Source organism: Oleiphilus sp. HI0117, from assembly GCF_001635235.1.
Window position 1 is genome coordinate 1 of the sequence record NZ_LWGA01001486.1, and the last position, 779, is coordinate 779.

Below are 779 nucleotides of genomic sequence, written 5' to 3' on the forward strand. Positions count from 1 at the left end.
TTTGCGTCATCTCAAAGGTAGGTCGATGATGTTGGCTTTGGTCTTGTTCGCAATAGTGTTTTTGATTTTCTTTATCTAGTTTCTAAGGACGGAAGAACAATATGAAAGAGGGTCGTTACGCGTACCAAGACAAAATTGGTGAAGGAGGCATGGCCACGGTATATCGTGGTATGCAGTTGTCGCTGAATCGTCCAGTTGCGATTAAAGTTCTGTCGGCAACGCTTTCAGATAATCCCTCAGTCATAAAGCGTTTTAAGCGAGAAAGCTTAATTATCGCCCGTTTGAACCACCCCAACATAATACATGTTATCGATCGTGGAACGACAAGCAAGGGGCGCCCTGTATTCGTGATGGAATTCGTTGAGGGCATAAACTTAGCGGACGCGATTACTGAGCGGAAGTTTGATTTTAACCAAAAAGTCGATATCGCTATTCAAATGTGTAAAGGAATCGCCTATGCGCATAAATTTGATGTTATTCATCGAGATATCAAACCGGCAAATGTCATCATCGATAGAGAGGGCTTTGCGCGTCTTTTAGATTTCGGTATCGCTTCTTTTTTTGAAGCCGATAAAGATATGAACCCTGATGAAACGCGCTTAATCATGGGAACAGAAGCCTATATGGCTCCTGAGCAGCACAAAGGCATCGCCTTTACCTCTACTTTGAGTGACGTTTATTCGCTGNGAGTGGTGATGTATGAATTATTCACCAGTACCTTGCCACTACCCAATGCGCCTCCAATGGCTCAGATTGATGCCAATATAACTCCAGCCCTT

General features: G+C 43.6%; 1 protein-coding gene. It reads left to right on the forward strand.

Features of this window, described 5'->3' with window-relative positions:
* Window positions 1–101 precede the first annotated feature (101 nt).
* The coding region (locus A3757_RS24650) for a serine/threonine-protein kinase (RefSeq protein ID WP_156506570.1) at window positions 102–779 on the forward strand (678 nt) is incomplete at its 3' end.